This window comes from Streptomyces lincolnensis, from assembly GCF_001685355.1.
GTDB classification, from domain to species: Bacteria; Actinomycetota; Actinomycetes; order Streptomycetales; family Streptomycetaceae; genus Streptomyces; species Streptomyces lincolnensis.
Genome location: NZ_CP016438.1, coordinates 3,331,751 through 3,348,870, shown reverse-complemented (window position 1 = coordinate 3,348,870; position 17,120 = coordinate 3,331,751). Strand labels below are relative to the sequence as shown.

Genomic DNA, 17,120 nt, shown 5'->3' with positions numbered 1-17,120 from the left:
CTGGAGGCCGACACACGCCGCGAAGGAAGGAATCCTGTGAACACCGCATCCGCCCCGACGACGGATGAGACGCCCCTGTCCGGCCGTCAGACGGTCAAGGCCCTGTGGGCGTACGTCCGTCCGCACCGGTGGGCCGTCGCCCTCGGCCTGCTGTGCGCCCTGGTCGGGGCCGCCGGGGGACTGTTGCAGCCGCTGGCCACGAAGACACTGGTGGACCGGCTCGCGACGGGCGAGACCGTCGCCGGGATCCTGATCGGGCTCACCGTGCTGGTGGTGCTGGGCACGGCGGTCGAGGCGTGCGGCGCGTATGTGCTGGGGCGGACCGCGGAGTCGGTGGTCCTGGCCGCGCGACGCACCCTGGTGGGGCGGCTGTTGAGGCTGCGGATCCCGGAGTGGGAGCGGATCCCGCCGGGTGACCTGATGTCCCGGGTCACCTCGGACACCACGCTGCTGCGGGCGGTCAGCACCCAGGCGGTCGTCTCCGCGGCCACCGGCGCGGTGGCCTTCGTGGCGGCGATCGTGATGATGGCGTTCCTGGACGTCGTGCTCCTGGGTGTGACCCTCGGCGTGGTCGTGCTGGTCGGCGGGGCCACCGCGCTGGTGATGCCGAGGATCGCCCGCGCCACCGAACGCTCGCAGGAGGCGGTCGGGGAGATCTCCGTCGCGTTGGAGCGGGCCTTCGGGGCGTTCCGCACGGTGAAGGCGTCCGGTGCCGAGGAGCGGGAGACCGCCCGGGTGGAGGCGGCGGCCCGGCGGGCGTGGCGGCACGGCGTCAAGAGCGCCAAGTGGGAGGCCGTGGCCGGCTCGGCGGACGAACTCGCCGTACAGCTCGCCTTTCTGGCGGTGCTCGCGGTCGGCGGGGCGCGGGTCGCGACGGGGGAGATCCCCGTGTCCACCCTCATCGCCTTCCTGCTGTACCTCTTCTATCTGATCGAGCCGGTGTCCAGGCTGGTCGAGGCCGTGTCCTCCTATCAGGAGGGGGCGGCCGCGATCTCCCGGATCGCGCACGTCGAACGCCTCTCGACGGAGCCGACCGCCCGGCGCACCGGCCTCCCGCCCAGGCAGGGTCCGGCGTCGGTCCGCTTCGAGGACGTGTCCTTCCGCTACCGTGCCGGCCTGCCGCCCATCCACCGGCAGGTGAGCTTCGAGGCGCCGGGCGCCGGGACGACCGCCTTCGTGGGCCCCTCCGGAGCGGGCAAGTCGACGGTCTTCGCGCTCATCGAGCGGTTCCACGAGGCGACCGGCGGCCGGGTCCTGGTCGACGGCGAGGACGTACGCGACTGGCCCCTGTCCGAACTGCGGTCCGCCATCGGATACGTCGAGCAGGACGCTCCGGTGCTGGCCGGCACGCTGCGGGAGAACCTGGTCCTCGCGGCGCCCCGCGCGACGGACGACGACATCCGCGACGTCCTGGCCCGCACGAGGCTCGACACCCTCGTCGAGCGCCTGCCCCACGGCCTGGACACCCCGGTCGGGCACCGCGGCTCGAAGCTGTCGGGCGGCGAACGGCAGCGCGTCGCCATCGCCCGCGCCCTGCTGCGGCGGCCCCGCCTGCTGTTGTTGGACGAGGCGACCTCGCAGCTCGACGCCGTCAACGAGCTGGCGCTGCGGGACGTCGTCACGGAGGTGGCCCGCGACACCACCGTGCTGGTGGTGGCCCACCGGCTGTCGACGGTGACGGGCGCCGACCGGATCGTCGTGATGGACGCCGGACGGGTACGGGCGGTGGGCACCCACGAGCAACTGGTGGCCCAGGACCGCCTGTACGCGCGACTGGCGGCCACCCAGCTCCTGGCCTCGCCGGTCAGTCCGTACTGAACCGGTCAGTCCGTACTGAGCGGGATCCGCAGCCGCACCCGGTAGCCGCCGTCCGCGGCCGGGCCCGCCTCCAGGGTGCCGTGCAGGATGTCGGCCCGTTCCCGCAGGCCGACCAGGCCGTGCTGCGATCCGGGCAGGGACAGGGAAGGGCGGGTCGGCGGTGAGTTGGTGACGGTCACTCCGACGTCATCGCCGTCCTGCCACAGCTCGACGCGCACCGTGGCGCCGGGGGCGTGCTTGCGGACGTTGGTCAGCGCCTCCTGGACCGTACGGTAGAGGGCCCGCTGCGCGGGGGTGCCCACGGTGGACGGCAGCGCTCCGGACAACCGCGCGTGGGTGCCGCTCGACTCCACCAGTTTGTGCAGGTCGGCCAAGGTGGGCTGAGGCGTCGGCTCGGTGGCGTGGCCGCCGGAGGCGCGCAGCAGGGTGACCATGGTGCGCAGTTCGTCGAGCGTGGTGACGCTCAGCGAACGGATCGTGCGGGCGGCCTCCTTGGCGTCCGCGTCCTTGGTGGCGACCTGCAACGCCCCGGCGCGTACGGCGATCAGGCTGACCTGGTGGGAGACCACGTCGTGCATCTCGCGGGCCAGCTGGGCGCGTTCGCGGGCCAGGACCGCCTGGGCGTGCAGGGTCCGCTCGTGCTCCCTGGCCTCCTCGATCTCCGCCAGCCGCCGCGCGAGGTCGCGTTGCGCCTGGAGGAGCTGGCCGAAGAGGACCGGGGCCGCGGCGGTCGCCAGGCCGTACACGAAGAAGACCAGGGTCATGGTCCGGTCGACCGGGGCCACGGGGAGCCACGGCGTACTGCTCGCGAGGGCGGACAGGGCGACGCACACCGCCAGGAGACGGCGGTCGCGGGAGCGTTCGGCCAGGGTGAACAGCGCCACGAGCACCGCGATGGGGACGTCCTGCGTCAGCCCGGCCGGCAGGGTGAGCAGGAAGACGGCGAGCGGGAACCGGCGCCGGAAGGCCAGTGCGGCGCAGCCGACGGCGGCCAGCGAGACACCGAGGGGCGTGTGGTCCCCCATGAGGTTCAGCGACAGGTCCAGGGCGGCCACCGCCACCACGAGGATGTCGACGACCGGCGCGGGCACCCGCTTCCACAGCGCGCGGGCGCGGCTCACCGTCCGGCCCCCGGCCGGGGGCGCTCGTCGAGCAGCCCGGCCCGCTGCGCCAGCAGCGCGGCCTGCACCCGGCTGGTCACCCGCAGCTTGGTGAGGATCGCGCTGACGTGGTCCTTCACGGTGCCGGCACCCAGGTGGATGCGCGTCCCGATGTCGGCGTTCGACAGGCCCTCCGCGACCAGGACGAGGACATCGCGCTCGCGGGCGGTGAGGAGCCGGACGCGGGCCGCCTCCTCGTCGACGGCCGCCTCGGTGCCGGGATGGCTGTGCAGCAGGGTCCGCGACGCCTTGGGGGAGAGCACCACACCGCCCGCGGCGAGGGTGCGCACCAGGTGGGCGAGCTGCTCCGGCTCGGTGTCCTTGAGCAGGAAACCGGCCGCGCCGGAGTGCAGCGCGGTCAGGATGTACTCGTCGGCGTCGAACGTGGTCAGCATCGCCACGACCGGAGCGTGCGGCATCCCCCGAAGCCGGCGCAGCACGGTGAGCCCGTCGACGTCCGGCATCCGGATGTCCAGCAGCACCACGTCGGGCCGTTCGCGGCGGACGGTCTCGACCGCCTCGCCGCCGTTCGCGGTCGCGACGACCTCGATGTCCTCGGACGCGCCAAGGATGAGCCCGAACCCCGACCGGACCAGCGCCTCGTCGTCCACCACCACTACCCGGATCACGTGCTCCGCCTCACCCTTGTCCCTGCCACCCGGCTCATGCCGAGTCGACCCTAAGGCCCGGCATGGCCCCCGCCGCCCGACGAGCGGCAGCTCCAGCCACACGGCGGGGTATCGCCCTCCGGTCGGCAGGGGCACCGCGGTCTTCTGCCGGATACTCCCTGATCGGCCCGGACTCCAGCCTGAACGGCATGACACATCACCCGCACTCCGTGGCGGCCGACGCACCGTCCCCCGAACGCGAGCACACCAGGCCGTCGACCGGCGCGCCCGGAGTGGGCCGGCTGATCGGGCTGGACCTGGCCCGCGGCCTGGCCGTGTTCGGCATGTACGCGGTCCATGTCGGCCCCGCCCCGGGCCAGGACGGTGTCATCGGCTCCCTGATGGAGCCGGCGCAAGGCCGCTCCTCCGCCCTGTTCGCCGTCCTGGCCGGCTTCGCGGTCGCCCTCATCACCGGGCGCCGCACACCGAAGACCGGGTTGGCCGGCCGTCAGGCCGTCGCCAAGGTGATCATCCGGGCCGTGATCCTGATCGCCCTGGGCACCGCTCTGACCTTGACCGGCACCCCGGTCGTGCCGATCCTCGCCTTCTACGGCCTGTTCTTCCTGCTCGTGCTGCCGCTGTACCGGCTGGGCGCCAGGCCGCTGGCGCTGATCGCGGCGGGCTGGGCCCTGGTGGGCCCGCAGCTGCTGTACGCGCTGAAGCCGCTGGTCGGCGGCCGCGTGTTCCTCTCCTACGGCCAGGCCGACGGCCCCGTCTCACTGTTCTTCACCGGCGGCTATCCGGCCCTGACCTGGGTCCCGTTCGTCATCGCGGGTATGGCCGTCGCCCGCTGCGACCTGGCCGCCACGGCTGTCCGGATACGCCTCGCCCTCACCGGCGCCGCCCTTGCCGTCACCGGCTACGGCGGCTCCTGGCTGGCGCTGCGTCTCGTACCCGGTGCCGCCGAAGCCGTCCGTAAGGCCGAAGCGGGGCAGGGCATGTCGTCCGTGCCGTCGTCCGTGCCGTCGGGGTCGTCCGCGCCGTCCGTGTCGCCCGACAGCATCGGCATCTTCGGCGACACCCCCGCCGGGATGCTGGCCTCCGCCCCGCACAGCGAGGCGACCCCGTCCATCGTGGCCGCCACGGGTGTGGCGATCCTGGTGATCACCGCGTGCCTGGCCGCCATGGACGCCTTCCCCCGGCTGCGCCGCCTGGCCGGGCCCGTCATCGCGGTCGGCTCGATGTCGCTGACGGCGTACGTCTTCCACATCGTCGCCATCTGGCTCCTGAGCACTGAGAAGATGACCGTCCCGCCGCTGTACACCTTGCTCGGCTTCATCGCGTCCATCACCGTCCTCGCCACCCTGTGGTCCCGCTTCTTCCGGCGCGGGCCGCTCGAAGGGCTGATGGGCAGGGCGACCGGGATCGCCGGGCGCATGCGATCCGGCGAGAGCTGAGAAGCTCCGGGGCCTACCCCAGGCTCCGTTGGAGCAGATACGTGCTGATCCGACGGCCGTGCTTGTGGCCGACCTCGGTCAGGAGGCCGGCGTCGGTGAAGCCGAAGCGGCGGTGCAGGGCGCGGGAGGCGTCGCTGCCGGTGTCCGCGACGACGGCGATCATCTGCCGGGCCCCGGCCCGGGCGGACTCGGTGACGAGCGCGCCGAGCAGGGCGGCGCCCAGGCCCCGGCCGGTGGCCTCGGGCGCCAGGTAGATCGTGTCCTCCACCGTGTACCGGTACGCCGGTTTGGGGCGCCAGGGCGCCGCGTACGCGAAGCCGACCACCGTGCCCTCCGACTCGGCGACGAGGAACGGCAGCCCCCGGCCGGTGAGGTCGGCCAGCCGGCGCTCCCAGTCGGCGACCGTCGGCGGGGTCTCCTCGAAGGTGGCCACGGTGTGGAGGACGTAGTGCGTGAAGATCTCGGCCACGGCCTTGAGATCGGCGGGGGTCGCCGGGCGGACGACCGCCCCGGGTGCTGTCACGGGATGCTCATTTCTCATAGCAGCGAGTTTCACTATAGAGAAATAGAGAAACAGCGAAACAGGGCCAGAGAGACAGAGCGCTCGAGTGTGAGCATGCTGTCGTCGGTCGAGCGCGGCCAGAAGGCGCCCACCGTCGTCGTGCGGCGCGCCGCCGAGCAGGACAGCGTCGACGAGCCGGGCGGCCGGCGGCGCACCGTCCTGACCTCGGTGGTGCCCGGCGTGCACTTCGAGTGGATCCGCACCACACTGCCGCCGGGCTGCGACGCGGGCGACTCGGTGTACTCGCCGCGGACGTCACCCACGGATACGCCAACACCGGTGCCACGCCGTGCACTTACCACGTCGCCGCGCTCGTCATGCGTCCCCGCGCCGCCCGGCCGCCGCGCGCCTGAGCCCGTGCCCGGGACGTCGGCCCACGCTCAGTCGGCGAAGAACTCCAGCACCGCCGTGCCGTTCTCCAGGGACTTCAGACGGAAACCGATGCCGTTCTGGATCCCGGTGCCGCCCTCGGCGAGGGAGGTGCGCAGGAAGGTGCCGGGACCCGAGGACTCGACGACGACCGTGTCGGCCGTGATCTTCGTGACCCGGAGGTTGGGGACGCGGAAGCGGCTGTCGACCTTGACGCGCGTCGGCTTCGACACGGCGATCTCGCAGCTGCCGTCGAAGCAGGCGCCGACATCGGTGCCGTCGGCCGCCTCGCGCGAGGGCGTGGGCGTGGGGGAGAGGGAGGGCGGCTGCCGTGTCTCTGCCGGCGCGCTCGTGGACGACGACTCCGCCCCCTCCACGGCGCCGTCGTCCCGGCCGCCGCTCGCGCCGCAGCCGGTGAGTGCCGCCATCAGGGCCAGCGTCACGACGACGCCGACCCGACTCCTGCTCCCGCCCATCGGTCCCCCTCAACTCGTCCACCCGTGAGTGCCGTCGACCCCCTCGTCGGGGCAGCCCTTTTTATACCGGCCCGTTGTGGGGAGGGGTCCCGGAGCGGGTGCGCACACTGGTGCGGATACGTCGTACGCGTGCCGGAGACCCACGAACCGACGTGCCGGAAGACCCCTGAACCGACGTGCCGGAAGACCCGTGAACCGAGGAGATCAGCGATGTCCCTCTCCGCCAGCCTCGCGCGTGGAGTCGCGCCCGCCACGCCGGGAACCCTGCACGCCCGCACCGTCACCGGGGAGCTCAGCGCCCCGCCCCGGCCGGGCCTGACCCTCTGCTTCGGACGCGGTGACGAGCCGGAGGTGGACCTCGGTGTCGGCGTGGACGACCTGCGGGTGAGCCGGCGGCACGGCGAGCTGACGTACCGCCAGGGGCTGTGGTGGCTGCGCAACACCGGGCAGCAGCTCGTGCGCCTGCCGCGCGGCCGGATGATGCACCTGACCACAGAGCCGATCCCCCTCGACACCGGCTACACCCCGCTGTTCGTGAAGGGCTCCGGCTACCGCGAACACCTGGTCGAGCTGTATGTGTCGGGCCATGACGACCAGGGCCCGGTGTCGCGGCGGCGCGCCGAGACCGTACGGCCGGAGACCTGGGCGCTCGACGACGACGAACGGCTGCTGCTGGTCGTCCTCGGCCAGCGCTATCTCCTCTACGAGGAGGACCCGCGGCCCCTGACGTACGCCACGGCCGCCAAGCAACTGGCCTATCTCCGTCCGGACGGCCACTGGAACGAGCGCCGGATCGAGTACCGGGTCGAGGCCGTGCGCCGTCGGCTGGACCGCACCGGGTTCCGGTACCCGCTGATGCACGACAAGTCGCAGGGCCGCCCCGGGGACAACGGACTGCTGCACAACCTGATCAAGGGACTGGTGGAGTCCACGACGCTCGTGCCGCCGGACCTGGAGCTGATGGAGGACGACTCGGACTGGCCCTGAGCCCCGGTCAGCGGGCGCGGAGTGCCGCGGCGGAGGAGGTCGCGAGGCCGGAGGCCAGCTCGCAGAGCCGGTCCGGGGCGCGCCTGCCGCTGATGTCGAGGCGGACCATCTCGGCGGCCGTCTCGGAGTCCTGGCCGCTGTACCTGCGGTACTCGACGAAGGCCGTACAGGTGTCGCCGTCGTCGGGTTCCACGACGGTGCGGTATCCGCTGAGGGTGCGGGTGGTGCCGTTCTCCGCGGAGCGGGGCTGGTCGCGGAAGAAGGTGATCTCCGTGTCCAGGTCGTCCACGTCGCTCGTCCACTCGCAGCTCCAGTCGGCGACGCCGACCTCCGGCACATCGGCCTTGATGCCCGGAACGACGGACAGGGCCTTGGCGTCGAGGAGTTCGCAGGCGTTCGCCCAGGCCAGTGAGGCGCGCGGGTAGGCGGGGGAACGGCGGGGCAGCGGACCGCGGTCGAGGTCCTCGGCCGCGCTGCGGGCGGCCTGCTGGGCGACCGCGCACAGCACCGCGGTGCCGCCGGCCACGGACCCCTCGCCCATGTTGACGCGGACCCCGACCAGGCTGCCGTCGCTCTCGCCTTCGGGGGCGAGCAGCAGCCGGCACTCGTCGCTCTCCGACTCCTCCTCCCGGATGCCGATCCTGCCGACCGTGGTGGCCGGCTCCGAGGACTCCGGCGGCGCGCCCCGGCGCACCCGGAACGACACGTCGATACGGGTCTTGTCGTCGACGTGCACCAGCATGTCGCAGCGGTCGAAGTTGCCGTAGTCCACGTCGAGTTCGGCGGTTCCGAACCGGTCGAGGGCGGCGGGGTCGGCCAGCTCGCACACGTCGGCCGTGTGCGGATCGCCGATCAGGGCCCGCGATGCGCCGTCCGAGGCGTTCTTGTCGAGCCCGCTCCCGGACTGCGGGGAGGCTTTCCCGTCGTCGCCCTGGTCGGCGACGACGAGCCCCAGGGCCAGGGCGGCGCTGAGGCCGAGGACGGTCGCGACCAGCGGCCGGCGCCACCGCCGCCGCCCGGCCGGCTGGTCCCGGGCGGTGTCGGGACCTGGGCCCGGGGCGTCCGCGCCGGATCCGGGTCCCAGGGAGTCCACGCCGGATCCGGCGACGGCCTCCAGGCGGCGCTTGACCTCGGCCGCGCCGGGACGTTGCCCCGGGTCGCGCCGGAGCATCTCGGTGAGCACGGGGTGCAGCGGTCCCACGGCGTCGGCGTCCACCTCCACGACGCCCTGCTCGGCCCTCCAGTGCCGCAGGCGCTCGGCGTCCTCCTCGGCGTCCCCCGTCCGCCCCGGGGCCCCCGCCCCGCCGGGTTCGCCGCCGCGCGGGGGCGCGCCGGTGACCAGGGCGTGCAGGGTGGCGGCCAGACAGAAGACGTCCGAGGCGGGCCGGGGGACATTGCCCCGGGCCAGCTCGGGCGCGGCGAAGTCCGGAGTGAAGCTGAACGGGCCGTTGACCGTGATGGTGTCCGTGCCGCCGACCCGGTAGGCGGCACCGAAGTCCAGCAGCTTCGCCGTACCCCGCCGGGTGAGGCCGATGTTGGCGGGTTTGACGTCGCAGTGGACGATGCCCTCCTCGTGCAACGCGGCCAGCGCGTCGGCGAGTTCGGCACCGATACGGGCCGCCCGCACCGGAGAGACGGTCGGCTGCCGGTCCAGGCCGCCGCCGGGAACGTACTCCATGACGAACCAGTACGTCCGCGCGGGGCCGCCGTCCTTGTCGCCCCGGACGTCCCCGTCGTCCCCGTCGTCCCCGTCGGCCCGGTCGTCCCGGGGAGGCACGGTGACGATGTCGAGGAGGGTCACGACGTGGGGGTGGTCGCGGAACTTGGCCATGGCGCGGGGCTCGCCCAACAGCCTCGACACCGCGGTCTCGTGGTCGCCCTCCGGCACCTCCGGTTTCAGCGCGACGTCCTGGCCGACCACCGTGTCGTGGGCCAGCCACACGTCACCGCCCCGACCCGCGCCGATGACCTCCCTGAGGACATAGCGGTCGGCGAACTGGTCACCGGAACGCACGGATTCTTCCCCCTCGGTCGAGTCCGTTCCGCGCATCCCCGGTCCAGGAGTGCGCGGCTGGGTCGAACCTACTGCGTAGGTCCTGCCGTGCGCAGTGTCTACCCAGAGCCTTCATCAGGCGCACGCATGCGGGGAAGGGGTGAACGGCGGTCCGGGGCACGGGACTTCGGGACCGGTCCCGAGGGCGGGGCTTACGGTACGCGTCGGCCCGAGCCGAACACCGAAGGACCCGAACCGAACACCCGAAGGAAAGGAAACCCCGCCATGCCCAGCACGCGGACCTGCTTGCCGGTGGGCATCACCGCGGCCCTTACGACGGTCGTCCTCACGCTGCCCGCCCAGGCCGCGGAGCGCCCGGCCGCCGCTCGGTGCGCGTACCCCTCCGAGGTCCTCGACCTGACCGACTGGAAACTGACCCTGCCCACCGGCGAGGAGGAGGACCCCGCCGAGATCACCCAGCCGGAGCTGGCCGGCTTCTCCGCCGCCCCCTGGTTCCGCGCCGAGGACGGCTGCGGCGCGGTCGGGTTCCGGGCCGCCGTCAACGGTGTGACGACGGGCGGCTCCAGCTATCCGCGCGCCGAACTGCGGGAGATGACCGACGGCGGCGAGGACGAGGCCGCCTGGTCCACCACGGACGGCACCCACACCCTCGTGGTCCGGGAGGCCTTCACGGCACTGCCCGCCGAACGGCCGTGGGTGGTCGGCGCCCAGGTCCACGGCGGGGACGACGACGTCACCGTCTTCCGGCTCGAAGGCAGCCGCCTCTACATCACCGACGGCGACGACCGTCACCACCACCTCGTCACCGACGACTACGAGCTGGGCACCGAGTTCGAGGCCAGGTTCGTGGCGCGGAACGGGAAGATCAAGGCGTACTACAACGGCGGGCTGGAGACCACGATCTCCCACGACGGCGACACCAACTACTTCAAGGCGGGCGCCTACACGCAGGCCAACTGCGGCAACTCCGACCCCTGCACGGACGGCAACTTCGGCGAGGTCCGCATCTCGGCCATCGACGTCAACCACTCCTGAGCAACGACGAGTTGAGCCTCGGCAACTTTTTCGACGAACCCGGCAACCTTTTCGGCGCGCGGCGGCCACTGTAGGGGAGGTGGATCTCCCGACCCCGTAAGGACCTCACCCGTGGCGCCCAGATCTCAGCACCGTGCGGCCCGTAAACGGCGTACCGCTCTCGTCGTCGTCTCCGTGGCGGCCCTCGCGCTCGTCGTGTCCGCGGTCGTGGCGCTGGCCGTGGCCGTGCGCCCCGACCGCAAGGCCGCCGACGAGCGCCCGGCCCCCGCCCCCGTGGCGGGCGCCCAGGTGACGCGGCCGCCGTCCACCGAGCCGGAGCCGGAGCCGACGCCCACCTCGGCGCCCCCGAGCAGGAAGGCGGCCGCGGCCACCCCGTCGGCCCCCGCGACCCCCGCCACGAAGCGGCCCTCGGCGACCCCCACCCCGCGGCCGCCCGCCGGGTCGGCGACCCTGGCGGGACGCATCCGCCCCGCGGTCACCTACAGCGGGGTCGCCACCTTCTACGACGCCGGAAGCGGCGACGGGGCCTGTCTGTTCGGCCCCACCGACGACGTGATGACCGCGGCGATGAACACCACCGACTACGAGACCTCCAAGGCGTGCGGGGCCCATGTGCTCGTCCGCACGGCGAGCGGGGAGTCCGTCACGGTCCGGATCACCAACGAGTGCCCGGGGGACTGCGCGCCCGGCCAACTCGACCTCAGCGCCGAGGCGTTCGCCGCGATAGCCGACCCCGTGGCCGGCCGGATCCCGATCACCTGGACCCTGCTGAGCCCCGAGAAGACCGACACGCTATCGGTCCGCTACAAGAGCGGCTCCAGCCGTCACTGGTGCGGCCTCCAGGTGCTCGGCCACCGCAACCCCGTGGCCCGCCTTGAGGTGAACTCGGGCGGGAGCTGGGTCGCCCTGCCGCGCACCGAGTACAACTACTTCCTCTCCGAGAAGGGGACCGGGTGCGGTGGCTCGATCCGGGTCACCGACATCTATGGAGAACAACTGACGGTCGACGGCATCGCGCTACAGCCGGACGTCGTGCAGCCCACGCGCGTCCAGTTCGCCGCGCACTGACCGTCGCGGGGCCGTACGCCGGGCCGTCGCGGGGCCCGGCTCGGAACCCGGCTCGGGATCCACCGCGGTGACAGAAGTCGACGCCGTGAGAACCGCGGCGCACGATGGAGACAGCGGCCCTCGGGCGCGCTGGGCGAACGAGGCCGCCGTGCGCGAAGGAGGCGGCCATGCCCGACGCGGATTCAGTGGCAGACAGGGGGGCCTCAGGGGCTGGAGGGGCCGGAGGACAGGTCGTCCTCGAACCGGGCGGCACCCATGGCGGGAACCACCCCTGGAAGATCCGCCTCGTCAAGCACCGGGAGCGCTCCGAGTCCTCGCACTTCCGGGCGGCCAAGAAGGTGGCGAAGAAGATCCTGCTGGAGGCCGGCGCCGGCGCCGGTGACCTGCCGTACGGGGCGGGCCCGTGGGAGATGCACCACGGCGGCAGTCTCTGGGTCAGGACGTCGACGGGCTGGCGCATGTACCGGGCCCGGGTCGGCATCGAGTGGAGCATGCAGTTCTGCGCCGACCCCGTGAAGGTGGACCGGCTCCGCCGGGAGGCCGCCGATCTCGTCGCCGCCTTCCCGATGACGCTCGCGGCCCTGGACGCCCTCGGCTACCAGCGCGCCCGCACCCTGCTGAGCACCCCGGTCACGGACGCCGACACCGTCGAGGCGTGGACCGACTCCCTCTTCAACGCGTGCGTGCCCCTGAGCCGCCCCCACCACTCCGGTGTCCTGCCCAAGGCGGCCGGTGAGCACCACTACCCGTGGCCGACCAAGTCCGCGGACTTCTTCAAGTACGACGACTTCCACCTGTGGGTGACCCTGCCCGACGGCACCCATGCCGGCGTCGCCCCGGTGGGCCGGCGGGGTTCCGGCGACGGACAGGTGCGCATCGTGCACGCCCGGCACGGCACACCGGCCGGGCAGGCCGTGGCGGAGGCGCAGCGGCGCCGGATGATGGCGGTGCTCCCGCCCGACAGCCCCATGGCGCTGGAGGCGTTCGAGCAGCAGATACCGCCCGGGGCGGGCACCGCGTCCACCCCGCCCGTCGGCTGACCGGGGAGCGATCATGTCGCGCAACATCGTCATCTGCCTCGACGGGACCGGCAACCAGGTCGGCGCGCACCACCCCACCAACGTGGTCGAGCTGTACGGGATGCTGGCGACGGAGAACCCCGGGCGCCAGCTCCTCTACTACGACCCCGGGGTCGGCACCCTCTCGGCGGCCATCGCACGCGGGCCCCTGAGCCGCCGGTTCTCCCGGCTGACCGGACTGGCCTTCGGCACGGGCCTGAGGACCAACCTCGCCGAGGCCTACACCTACCTGATGCGTCACTGGGAACCGGGCGACGCGGTCTACGTCTTCGGGTTCAGCCGCGGCGCCTACACCGCCCGCGCCCTGGTGGGGATGCTCAACAAACCGGGGCTGATGCGTCCGGGGGCCGAGAACCTCGTCCCCTACGCCGTCGCGAAGTACGCCTTCAACCAGGACATCGACCGCAGCCAGGACGAGGTCGCGCGCTTCTCGCGTGCCTTCTGCCGGGACACCCGCCAGGACGAGCTGTGGCAGAAGATCAAGCTCAACGACTCCCGGCAGGTCTCCCGCTTCGCCGTGCCGGTCGCCTACATGGGGCTCTGGGACACCGTGAAAGCGGCCGGCATCCTCCGCCTCGGCACTCTGCGCTGGCCCTACACCAGGTCCCTGCCCAACGCGTACCGCATCCGGCACGCCGTGTCCCTCGACGAGAGACGCCGCCCCTACCGCGAATACCTGGTCAGACCCCGGACCGGTCCGGTGCGGGACACGCTGGAGGAGGTCTGGTTCGCCGGGGTGCACTCCGACGTCGGCGGCACCTTCGAGCACAAGCAGGGTGAGCCGCTGCTGTCCACCATCCCCCTCAAGTGGATCGTCGACGGCGTGTGCCGGGACCTGGACTTCCGCGACGGGGCCTACGCCGAGGCGACGGCGCTGACCAAGGACTTCGCCGGGGCCGATCCCCACCGCAACGGCCCGCTCTGGTTGCTTGTGGGCCGGCGCTCGCGGGGCGTGCCCGAGGACGCGGTCTTCCACGAGAGTGTCCGGCTCCGGCTCCAGAAGGACCCGGAGTACCGCCGCGGCCTCCCGGACCCGGACGATCCCACCCGCTGGGCCGACCCCCACTGGACGGAACCGGCCCTTCGGTGAGCCGGGCCGCCGCTCAGCGCCCGAGGGCGCCCAGTACGGCTTCCAGCTGACGCAGCGGTTCGGCACCCACGACACGGAGGGCGACCGTGTCGGCGCCCGCCGCCCGGAGCGCGTGGACGCCCTCGGCGGCCTTCGCCGCCGTACCGGAGACGGTGAAGACCTCGTCCTGCGGGCGGCCGAGCCAGCCGCCCTGGCCCTCGGTGACCGGGTGCAGGGCGCGGGCGACCTCGTCGGGGTCGTCGCCGACGTGGCAGAAGGACAGCACCGTCAGGGTGTGGTCGGGTCCGGCACCGCCCTGTGCGGTCAGGGCCCGGATGTCCTCCAGGTCGCGCGGGCCGTGGCCCTCGGCGATCAGGGTGCCGTCGGCGACCCGGCCGGACAGTTCCAGGGAGCGCGGGCGGACCACGCCCGCGACCACGGGCGGGGGTTCGGCCGGCGGATGCACCAACTGGATGCCCTCCAGGCGTACTTCACGGCCCTCCAGCTCGACCTTCTCGCCGCGCAGCAGGGCCCGCACGGCGGTGATCGTCTCCTCCAGCAGGGCCAGCGGGGAGCGCGGGGCGACACCGACCTGTTCCATCCACCCCCGCACACCGTGTCCGATGCCGGCCACCAGCCGGCCCGGGAACACCCGTGCCAGGGTGGCCAGTTCCATCGCCAGCAGGGCCGGGCTGCGCAGTGGGGCGGGGGCGATCCCGATGCCCACCCGCAGCCGCCGGGTCGCGCCCAGGGCCACGGCGGCCGCGGACACCCCGCCGTTCCAGCCGAGGTCCTCCACCACCCACAGGTCGTCCACGCCGAGTTCCTCGGCCCGTCGCGCGAACTCGGGCAGCCCTGCCGGGTCCCAGTCGCGGTCGTACATGACACCGATCCGAAGGTCTGTCATGGCTCCTGAACCTATGGTCCGGGCAGCCGTCGATCAACGGCGTATCAGGACGCCGTCGATCGACGGTGCACGACGGTCACCCGCTGCGGGGTGGGGGTCAGCGCTGGACGGGCTTGCCGCGGCCCCAGGCCCAGGCGAGGCGGTCGGCGCCGGACTGGTTGGTGGTGGCCAGCCAGGGGCGGTCGGGGTCGCCGGTGAGGGTCTGGAGGGTGTAGGAGTCGTCGGTGCGCAGGCCGGGCCAGTACACGGAGCCCATCTTCAGCTCGCGGAAGGTGTCGGTGACGGCCTGGACGTAGTTGACGAAGTTGTTGGAGGCGTCCGGCTTGTTGTAGTCGAAGCCGGTGGTCATCGGGGCGCCGAACTCGTCCGCGACCGTCCGGTTGGCGCAGGTGCCGATGCGCTCCTTGAGGTCGGCCTTCCACTGGTCGTAGGTGGCGTACTCCTTCCAGAACCCGTAGTGGTGCAGGGAGAGGTAGGTGCCCTTCAGACGCGGGTCCGCGCAGACCGTGGTGACGTGGTCGTTGTAGCCGGCGCCGCTGACGAAGACGCGGTTGCGGGGCACCGACGGGTAGGTGGCGAGCCACTTCGCGGCGATGTCGGCCCATTCGGTGTCGGTGTAGCCGTGCGGCTCGTTCATCGGCTCGAAGTAGACGCGCTTGTCGTTCTTGTAGGTCTTGACGACGGTGTTCCACATCGGCCAGAAGGTGGCGGTGTCGTCGATGAAACCGTCCTTGCGCGCGCCCGTCCCCTCCCAGTAGGAGACGATGACCTTGAAACCCTTGTCGGAGGCCGCGTCGATGACCGCGCGGTACGACTTCCAGTACGTGCCGTTGACCGTGTACGGGTTGATGGGCAGCCGTACGGTGTTGGCGCCGAGGTTCGCGCGGAACGCCGAGATGATGCGGCTCGCCTTGGCGTAGGTCTGCGCGTAGTTGTCGGAGGTCGACAGGCCCGAGAGCTGGAGCAGGTCGTCGGCGAAGTTGTCGCGCGGGTCCGCCCAGTTGACGCCCTTGAACTGCGTGGTGTCCATGCTGGGCGCGGCGGCGGCCGGGCTGCCGGTGAGGGTGGTGGCGCCGATCGCGGCGATCGCGACGCCCACGAGGCCGGCGCGCAGCCGGGTGGGGCGGGTTCTGGTGGGGGTCTTGCGCATCGACGTGCCCTTTCAGGAGGTGGCGGCTCGGCACGCCGGGGCCCGGGGGAGGACGGGCCCGGCATGACCGCACCGCTGTGTTTACGTAAACATCAAGGCGGGCATTTGCCCGGTGTTTACGTAAACATCGCGGCGCCGGAATCGTGGCACCCGGCTCTGAGATCGTCAAGGTTTCCCGCACGTAACATCATCGGCCGCTGTGCCGCAGCGCGAGTGGACCGGTGCGAGCGCGGGTATGGCCGGGTGCAACGGATCGAAGACAAGCCGATCGGCCTCGGTCACCCGGGTTCGACTGGGCTGGTCGTGTCGGGTACGGGCACCGCGCCGCGTACCGGCCGGACACCGAGGAGGCGTCATGAACCGCCAGACCCGAGTGCGCGTCACCCGCCGGCCCACCGCCCCACGCGACCTGACCATCGACCGCCGCACGCCCTCCGGGCGGGTGCTGCCGTACTGAACGCTTGCCGCCCCGTCCCCCCTTCAAGGTGCTGAACGTGCTGCCGAACCGTAGGGGACTCTGCCTCAGCCCTCTCGGTGCTCGCGGTGGGCGATCGCCGTGCGCAGGGCCGTGCGGACCTCCTGCGGGGGTGGCGGGCCGTCGGTGCCGGTGCTGGCGGTGACGGCCGCGGCGACCACGCGGAGCTTGGTGTTGGAGAGCTGGGAGGCCTCGCGCAGGATCGTCCAGGCCTCGTCGGAGGTGCAGGCGTGGGTGGCCATGAGGATGCCGCGGGCCTGGTCGATGACCGGCCGGGAGGCGATCGCCTGGCGGAGCTGCTCCACTTCCTCCTGGAGACGCCGTAGTTGCTCCGCCCGTTCCAGGGCCACCGCGGAGGAGGCGGCCGGGCCGGGCTCCGGGACCGGTCCCCGCAGGGGGTCGGTGGTGTCCAGGCCGACCAGTTCCAGGATCCGCCGAGGCTGGCCGTTCCAGTTCGCGGCCGCGACCTCGATGCCGTGCCGAACCCCGTGGTCACCGAGGTGCTCCAGGAACGACAGACCGGCCGTGTCCATGAACTCCACGCCGGACATGTCGAGTTCGATCCGGCGGACACCGGTGGGCAGCCCGGCCAGTTTCGCAGCCAGGACGTCCGCGCAACCGCGGACGAGCTCTCCGCGCGGAGCGAGCACCGCTCGGTCCGCGTCCACGCGCCCATCGATGACCAGGGCGCTCGGCCGCCCCGCGAGAGGTGTGTGTGCCGCTGAGGTCATGTCCCCGCCTTGATTGATGTCCCCGCCTTGTCGGTCGCTTTGTCGATTCGCCGCCGGACTCCGCCGTGGAGTCCTGAAGCCGTGGAACATGACCCAGCTCCGCGGGGGCCCGGCGGCGCTGACAGTGCACCTGCCCGCCGTACGGCCTACTACAC

General features: G+C 72.5%; 16 protein-coding genes. 7 read left to right on the top strand and 9 right to left on the bottom strand.

All coding sequences use genetic code 11. The features are described 5' to 3' along the window. The first annotated feature begins 36 nt into the window (after positions 1-36). Positions 37-1,818, top strand: a complete 1,782-nt coding sequence (locus SLINC_RS14855; protein WP_067432169.1) for an ABC transporter ATP-binding protein — start codon at positions 37-39, stop codon at positions 1,816-1,818. 5 nt (positions 1,819-1,823) lie between these two features. Here SLINC_RS14855 and SLINC_RS14850 read toward each other — a convergent pair whose 3' ends face one another. Together SLINC_RS14850 and SLINC_RS14845 are read right to left on the bottom strand one after the other, a co-directional pair. Continuing rightward, entirely contained in the window at positions 1,824-2,939 is a 1,116-nt protein-coding gene (locus SLINC_RS14850) for a sensor histidine kinase (RefSeq protein WP_067432166.1), read from the bottom strand. Beyond that, the gene (locus tag SLINC_RS14845; protein ID WP_067432162.1) at positions 2,936-3,607 is read right to left on the bottom strand and encodes a response regulator; all 672 of its coding nucleotides are present in this window, start codon (positions 3,605-3,607) and stop codon (positions 2,936-2,938) included. The genes SLINC_RS14850 and SLINC_RS14845 overlap by 4 nt, the downstream gene beginning before the upstream one ends. 188 nt (positions 3,608-3,795) lie before the next feature. Between SLINC_RS14845 and SLINC_RS14840 the strand changes: the two genes are divergently transcribed. Further along, a complete protein-coding gene (locus tag SLINC_RS14840) occupies positions 3,796-5,043 on the top strand; it encodes a DUF418 domain-containing protein (RefSeq protein WP_067432159.1) in 1,248 nt (415 codons plus the stop codon). A gap of 13 nt (positions 5,044-5,056) precedes the next feature. On the opposite strand, the gene SLINC_RS14835 is transcribed toward SLINC_RS14840, so the two are convergent. The 3 genes from SLINC_RS14835 to SLINC_RS14825 form a co-directional block, all read right to left on the bottom strand. After that, positions 5,057-5,566 (bottom strand): GNAT family N-acetyltransferase, encoded by a 510-nt coding sequence (locus tag SLINC_RS14835; protein WP_067432157.1) that lies wholly within the window; start codon positions 5,564-5,566, stop codon positions 5,057-5,059. Positions 5,567-5,598: 32 nt separating this feature from the next. Next, positions 5,599-5,868, bottom strand: coding sequence for a hypothetical protein (locus SLINC_RS48800; RefSeq protein WP_067432155.1), 270 nt, complete (start codon positions 5,866-5,868; stop codon positions 5,599-5,601). Between the two features lie 117 nt (positions 5,869-5,985). Then, a complete protein-coding gene (locus SLINC_RS14825) occupies positions 5,986-6,450 on the bottom strand; it encodes a hypothetical protein (RefSeq protein WP_152039029.1) in 465 nt (154 codons plus the stop codon). 210 nt (positions 6,451-6,660) lie between these two features. Between SLINC_RS14825 and SLINC_RS14820 the strand changes: the two genes are divergently transcribed. Continuing rightward, a complete protein-coding gene (locus tag SLINC_RS14820; RefSeq protein ID WP_067432152.1) occupies positions 6,661-7,437 on the top strand; it encodes an FHA domain-containing protein in 777 nt (258 codons plus the stop codon). Between the two features lie 7 nt (positions 7,438-7,444). Here the strand turns inward: SLINC_RS14820 and SLINC_RS14815 are convergent, their stop codons facing one another. Next, complete coding sequence (locus tag SLINC_RS14815; protein ID WP_079165111.1) at positions 7,445-9,451, bottom strand: serine/threonine-protein kinase; 2,007 nt, start codon at positions 9,449-9,451, stop codon at positions 7,445-7,447. A gap of 264 nt (positions 9,452-9,715) precedes the next feature. Here SLINC_RS14815 and SLINC_RS14810 point away from each other — a divergent pair, with 264 nt between their 5' ends. The 4 genes from SLINC_RS14810 to SLINC_RS14795 all read left to right on the top strand — a co-directional run bounded on the left by SLINC_RS14810 (position 9,716) and on the right by SLINC_RS14795 (position 13,723). Continuing rightward, complete coding sequence (locus SLINC_RS14810; protein WP_067432148.1) at positions 9,716-10,486, top strand: polysaccharide lyase family 7 protein; 771 nt, start codon at positions 9,716-9,718, stop codon at positions 10,484-10,486. Between the two features lie 111 nt (positions 10,487-10,597). After that, entirely contained in the window at positions 10,598-11,554 is a 957-nt protein-coding gene (locus SLINC_RS14805) for an expansin EXLX1 family cellulose-binding protein (protein ID WP_067432144.1), read from the top strand. Between the two features lie 167 nt (positions 11,555-11,721). Next, entirely contained in the window at positions 11,722-12,594 is an 873-nt protein-coding gene (locus SLINC_RS14800) for a DUF6424 family protein (protein WP_220472918.1), read from the top strand. A 13-nt stretch (positions 12,595-12,607) separates the two neighbouring features. Further along, positions 12,608-13,723, top strand: a complete 1,116-nt coding sequence (locus SLINC_RS14795; protein ID WP_067432142.1) for a T6SS phospholipase effector Tle1-like catalytic domain-containing protein — start codon at positions 12,608-12,610, stop codon at positions 13,721-13,723. Positions 13,724-13,736: 13 nt separating this feature from the next. On the opposite strand, the gene SLINC_RS14790 is transcribed toward SLINC_RS14795, so the two are convergent. From SLINC_RS14790 to SLINC_RS14780, 3 genes are all read right to left on the bottom strand, one after another. Next, positions 13,737-14,609: an LLM class flavin-dependent oxidoreductase gene (locus SLINC_RS14790; protein ID WP_067432140.1), complete on the bottom strand. Its 873-nt coding sequence runs from the start codon at positions 14,607-14,609 to the stop codon at positions 13,737-13,739. A 97-nt stretch (positions 14,610-14,706) separates the two neighbouring features. Next, entirely contained in the window at positions 14,707-15,759 is a 1,053-nt protein-coding gene (locus SLINC_RS14785) for a glycoside hydrolase family 5 protein (protein WP_067432138.1), read from the bottom strand. A 522-nt stretch (positions 15,760-16,281) separates the two neighbouring features. Next, on the bottom strand, positions 16,282-16,965 hold the full coding sequence (locus SLINC_RS14780; protein WP_067432132.1) for an ANTAR domain-containing protein: 684 nt from the start codon (positions 16,963-16,965) through the stop codon (positions 16,282-16,284). Between the last annotated feature and the right edge of the window lie 155 nt (positions 16,966-17,120).

Coding starts and splice junctions, on each gene's coding strand:
- SLINC_RS14820 (WP_067432152.1), top strand. CDS start 6,661: ATGTCCCTCTCCGCCAGCCTCGCGCGTGGAGTCGCGCCCGCCACGCCG.
- SLINC_RS14790 (WP_067432140.1), bottom strand. CDS start 14,609: ATGACAGACCTTCGGATCGGTGTCATGTACGACCGCGACTGGGACCCG.
- SLINC_RS14800 (WP_220472918.1), top strand. CDS start 11,722: ATGCCCGACGCGGATTCAGTGGCAGACAGGGGGGCCTCAGGGGCTGGA.
- SLINC_RS14795 (WP_067432142.1), top strand. CDS start 12,608: ATGTCGCGCAACATCGTCATCTGCCTCGACGGGACCGGCAACCAGGTC.
- SLINC_RS14785 (WP_067432138.1), bottom strand. CDS start 15,759: ATGCGCAAGACCCCCACCAGAACCCGCCCCACCCGGCTGCGCGCCGGC.
- SLINC_RS14780 (WP_067432132.1), bottom strand. CDS start 16,965: ATGACCTCAGCGGCACACACACCTCTCGCGGGGCGGCCGAGCGCCCTG.
- SLINC_RS14825 (WP_152039029.1), bottom strand. CDS start 6,450: ATGGGCGGGAGCAGGAGTCGGGTCGGCGTCGTCGTGACGCTGGCCCTG.
- SLINC_RS14840 (WP_067432159.1), top strand. CDS start 3,796: ATGACACATCACCCGCACTCCGTGGCGGCCGACGCACCGTCCCCCGAA.
- SLINC_RS14810 (WP_067432148.1), top strand. CDS start 9,716: ATGCCCAGCACGCGGACCTGCTTGCCGGTGGGCATCACCGCGGCCCTT.